The sequence below is a fragment of the Tepidimonas sp. genome, assembly GCF_036824975.1.
Classification (GTDB): domain Bacteria; phylum Pseudomonadota; class Gammaproteobacteria; order Burkholderiales; family Burkholderiaceae_C; genus Tepidimonas.
On the sequence record NZ_DAISZC010000088.1, the window covers coordinates 1 to 4,578 of the forward strand.

Here is a 4,578-nt window from a genome sequence, read left to right on the forward strand (position 1 = left end):
GGCGCTGCTGCCTGGCACCGACGCGGCGCTGGCCTACGCGCTGATGCACGAGTGCATCGCGCACGGCTGGGTGGACCACGACTTCATCGAGCGCCATACCTCGGGCTGGGAAGGCTTGCGTGCCCGTGCCCTGCAGTGGCCGCCCGAACGCGCCGCGGTCGTCTGTGGGCTGCCGGTGCAATCGATCGTCGAGCTGGCGCGCGACATCGGTACCTGCGTGCAGCGCGGCGAGCCGGTGGGCATCCGCCTGAACTACGGCATGCAGCGCACCTGCGGCGGCGGCAACGCGGTGCGCGCCATCGCGTGCCTGCCCGCGGTCATCGGCGCGTGGCGCCATCGCGGCGGCGGGCTGTTGCTGTCCAGCTCCGGCTGGTACCCGGTGCAGCGCCACACCCTGCAGCGGCCCGACCTGCTGCAGCGCAGCCCCTGTCCGCAGCCGCGCACCCTCAACATGAGCACCATTGGTGACGACCTGCTGCGCCCGGCCTCGCCGGGCTTTGGGCCTGCCATCGAAGCCCTCATCGTCTACAACAGCAACCCCGTGGCGGTGGCGCCCCAATCGGGCCAGGTGGTGCGCGGCTTTGCGCGCGAGGATCTGTTTACCGTGGTGCTCGAGCAGTTCCAAACCGACACCGCCGACTACGCCGACTACCTGCTGCCCGCCACCACGCAGCTCGAACACTGGGACATCCACCTCAGCTACGGCCACACCGACGTGCTGCTCAACCGCCCCGCCATCGAGCCCGTGGGGCAGGCGCGCCCCAACACCTGGGTATTCCGCGAGCTGGCGCGGCGGCTCGGCTTTGATGAGCCGTGCTTTGCCGACGACGACCTGACCCTGTGTCGGCAGGCCTTTGGCTCGGCCATCGACTTCGACACCTTGCTGCGCCAGGGCTGGGTCAGCCTGCCGGTGCCCGAGGCGCCCTTTGCCCATGGCGGCTTCCCCACCCCTTCTGGCAAATGCGAATTCGCCAGCCCGCATCTGGCGGCGCTAGGGCTGGATCCGCTGCCTGCGGTGCTGCCCAACCATGAACCGGCAGGGGCCGATCCCCGCTACCCACTGGCCATGATCTCGCCACCGGCGCGGCACTTTCTCAACTCCACCTTCGTCAACGTCGTGTCGCTGCGCGACGCCGAAGGCGAACCCTGTTTGGAAATACACCCCGACGACGCCGCGCCGCGCGGCATCCGCGACGGCGACTGGGTGGAGGTGTTCAACGACCGCGGCCGCCACCGCACCCGCGCGCGCCTCAATGGCCGCGCGCGGCCCGGGGTGGTGGTGGGGCTAGGCATCTGGTGGCGCAAGATGAGCGCCGATGGCACCAACGTCAACGAGCTCACCAGCCAGGCGCTCACCGACCTGGGACGCGCTCCCACCTTCTACGACTGCGCGGTGCAGGTGCGCCGCACGCCACCCCCCTGCTGCCGCGGTGGGCGACGCCCACCTCCCGACGGCTACGGTGTGACGCGCGTCCGACGGGCGCGGCGGGGAACCCTGCCTATGCGGCCCGTTGAGCCGCTCAGCCGCCGCGCAACGCCATCTGATGCAAGCTGCGCCCAGTGCCGCTGGCGCGGCAACACGGTGCGGGCACGTCGGCGTGCGCTTACTCCAGCGTCTCCACCAGCGCCGCGTAGCGCTGCATCGCGTCGTCGCGGCTGACGCCCTTGAGCTTGTTCCAAGCGTCCCACTTGGCGCGCGCCACCACGTCGGTCAGGCTCGGCTTGGGGGTGGTGTTGTCGCCCTCGGTGGCCTGCTTGTACAGCGCGTACAGCTGCAACAGCGTGGCGTTGTCGGGGCGGCGGGTCAGGGTCTTGACGCGCTGCAGCGCGGCGTCAAAGGCGGTTTGCGGTGCGTTCATATCCAAAATAATACGAACGTTCGTTCTGAAAATCAAGCCAGTGGCTGCTGCCACCCTCGATCGCGGTGGTGGTGCGTTCGGTCGGTCGTGCCGGGCGTGGGGTTGGCGCGCACACGGTCGGTGTTGCCGGGTAGGCCGCGTCGCCATCCGTCGGCATGCCGTGGGCGCGCGGCCTCTCAATCCGGGACGGTGGGCATCCGGCAGGCCGCGCGTTGCGGCGGCCTGCCGTGGCGCCCTGGCGGCACATCAGGGGCGCACGGGGTTGGGCGAACGCCGCCCCGGGGTCACGCGCCCCTGGGCTATGTCCTGCCCGTAGCTGCGCCCCTGCACGCGCAGCCCGTGCGCCGACAGCGCCTCGGCCGTTTTCGGGCCAACGCCCGCCACCCGTGCCTGAAAGTCAGCCCAGTCCGTAAACGGCCGCTGTGCACGCGCCTGCACGATGCGCTCGGCCCGCACCTGGCCAATGCCGGGCAGTTGCATCAGCTCCTCCACACTGGCGCGGTTGACGTCCAGCTGCGCCCAGGCGGGCAGGGTGCTCAGCCCCATCACGCTGCCCATCAGCCACGTGGCCAGCCAACGTCGGCCGCGGCTGCCGGTCCACCCAGACCGCCGTGCCATGCGCCGCTGGCTCAGTGCATCCCCCGGTGTAGGGGTGATCATTTCGGGTTCGGGCCGCAGCGCTGCGTGCCGGTTGTTCAACCCGTTGCCGCCGCGTGCGGGCCGGGCCGCATCGGTAATCATGTCAAGCCTCCCCATCGTCGATTGCCAATGGTAAACCAGCTAATTTATGCGTCAACCGCGCTAGGCTTCGCTGCGTGCCGTGTCACAATCGCGGCCATGACAATCCTGGTCACCGGCGGTGCCGGCTTCATTGGCAGCAACTTCGTACTCGACTGGCTGGCGCAGTCCGACGAGCCCGTCGTCAACCTGGACAAACTCACCTACGCCGGCAACCGCGAAAACCTTGCCGACTTGGAGGGCGACCCGCGTCACCGCTTCGTGCAGGGCGACATCGGCGACACGGCGCTGGTGCAGCGGTTGCTGGCCCAGCACCGCCCGCGCGCAGTGCTCAACTTCGCCGCCGAAAGCCACGTGGACCGCTCCATCCACGGCCCGGAAGACTTCATCCAGACCAACGTGGTGGGCACCTTTCGGCTGCTGCAGGCCGTGCGCGCCTACTGGAGCGAACTGCCCGACAGCGACAAGACCGCCTTTCGCTTCCTGCACGTCAGCACCGACGAGGTCTACGGCAGCCTGGGTCCCACCGACCCCGCCTTTACCGAGGCACACCGCTACGAACCCAACAGCCCCTACAGCGCCAGCAAAGCTGCCAGCGACCACCTGGTGCGCGCTTGGCACCACACCTACGGGCTGCCGACGCTCACCACCAACTGTTCCAACAACTACGGCCCCTACCACTTTCCGGAAAAGCTCATCCCGCTGACGATCGTCAACGCGCTGGCCGGCCAGCCGCTGCCCGTGTACGGCGACGGCCAGCAGGTGCGCGACTGGCTCTATGTGCGCGACCACTGCGCTGCCATTCGCCGCGTCCTGCAAGCCGGGCAGCCGGGCCATACCTACAACATCGGCGGCTTGAGCGAGCGCACCAACCTCGACGTGGTGCGACAGATTTGCGCCCTGCTCGACGAACTGGCCCCGGCGCCGCAGCGCCGCGTGGCGCACGCGCGCACCGGGCAGTCCATTACCAACTACGCGGAGCTCATCACCTTCGTGGCCGACCGCCCCGGCCACGACCGCCGCTACGCCATGGATATCCGCAAAATCCAGCGCGAACTGGGCTGGCAGCCCGCCGAAACCTTCGACAGCGGCCTGCGCAAAACCGTGCAGTGGTATCTCGATCACCCGCAGTGGGTGCAGCGTGTGCAAAGCGGCGCCTACCGCGAGTGGATAGCGCGTCACTATGGGTGACGGGGCGATGGCAGCCATCGACCCAGCGGCTCGCACGGCGAGCTGGGCCAGCGCTGACGGGTCGGCTCCCGCACGCCGATGGTTCCGTTGGCTCATCGTTGCGGGGTGGCGGGCATGAGGCCGACATCCGGCGCCCCGCGCATCCTGCTGCTGGGCAAAAACGGCCAAGTCGGCTGGGAGCTGCAGCGCAGCCTGGCGGTCGTCGGGCGCGTCATCGCGCTAGACCGCAACGGGCTGACGGCGCAGGCCGCCGCCAGCCTGGTCGCGCCGGGCCGCCCGCTGCCCGCGCAGCCCCTGTGTGGCAACCTGACCGACCTGGATGGCCTGCGGCGCACCGTAGAGCGCGTGCAACCGCACGTCATCGTCAACGCCGCCGCCTACACGGCGGTGGACCGCGCCGAGTCCGAACCCCAGCTGGCCCACCGCATCAACGCCGAAGCGCCTGCCGTGCTGGCGCAGGCGGCCGCCGCCTGTGGCGCCTGGCTGGTGCACTACAGCACCGACTACGTCTTCGACGGCAGCGGCCAGCGCCCTTGGCGCGAAGACGACCCCACCGGGCCGCTCAACGCATATGGGCGCACCAAGCTCGCGGGCGAAGAGGCCATCCGCGCCAGCGGCTGCCGCCACCTCATCCTGCGCACCCAGTGGGTCTATGGCGTGCGCGGCGGCAACTTCGCGCGCACCATGCTGCGCCTGGCGCGCGAGCGCGAGCGCCTGACGGTGGTGGATGACCAGTGGGGCGCGCCCACCGGCGCCGACCTCATCGCCGATGTCACCGCGCACATCGTGC

The 4,578-nt window shown here is 69.8% G+C and carries 5 protein-coding genes; 3 read left to right on the top strand and 2 right to left on the bottom strand.

The genetic code is table 11. From position 1 onward, the window contains the following. Positions 1-1,660: molybdopterin-containing oxidoreductase family protein (locus V7Z54_RS09070; protein WP_334135999.1), on the top strand; the 1,660-nt coding region annotated here is incomplete at its 5' end. On the opposite strand, the gene V7Z54_RS09075 is transcribed toward V7Z54_RS09070, so the two are convergent. Both V7Z54_RS09075 and V7Z54_RS09080 read right to left on the bottom strand, forming a co-directional pair. Continuing rightward, entirely contained in the window at positions 1,605-1,859 is a 255-nt protein-coding gene (locus V7Z54_RS09075; RefSeq protein WP_443082467.1) for an acyl-CoA-binding protein, read from the bottom strand. The two genes, V7Z54_RS09070 and V7Z54_RS09075, sit on opposite strands and share 56 nt — an antisense overlap. Before the next feature lie 246 nt (positions 1,860-2,105). Continuing rightward, positions 2,106-2,600: a ComEA family DNA-binding protein gene (locus V7Z54_RS09080; protein WP_334136000.1), complete on the bottom strand. Its 495-nt coding sequence runs from the start codon at positions 2,598-2,600 to the stop codon at positions 2,106-2,108. A gap of 96 nt (positions 2,601-2,696) precedes the next feature. Between V7Z54_RS09080 and rfbB the strand changes: the two genes are divergently transcribed. Further along, positions 2,697-3,788, top strand: a complete 1,092-nt coding sequence (rfbB, locus tag V7Z54_RS09085; RefSeq protein WP_334136001.1) for a dTDP-glucose 4,6-dehydratase — start codon at positions 2,697-2,699, stop codon at positions 3,786-3,788. Positions 3,789-3,902: 114 nt separating this feature from the next. Beyond that, positions 3,903-4,578, top strand: a 676-nt coding sequence (rfbD, locus tag V7Z54_RS09090; protein WP_334136004.1) for a dTDP-4-dehydrorhamnose reductase, incomplete at its 3' end; no start/stop codon positions are given.

Coding starts and splice junctions, on each gene's coding strand:
- V7Z54_RS09075 (WP_443082467.1), bottom strand. CDS start 1,859: ATGAACGCACCGCAAACCGCCTTTGACGCCGCGCTGCAGCGCGTCAAG.
- V7Z54_RS09080 (WP_334136000.1), bottom strand. CDS start 2,600: ATGATTACCGATGCGGCCCGGCCCGCACGCGGCGGCAACGGGTTGAAC.
- rfbB (WP_334136001.1), top strand. CDS start 2,697: ATGACAATCCTGGTCACCGGCGGTGCCGGCTTCATTGGCAGCAACTTC.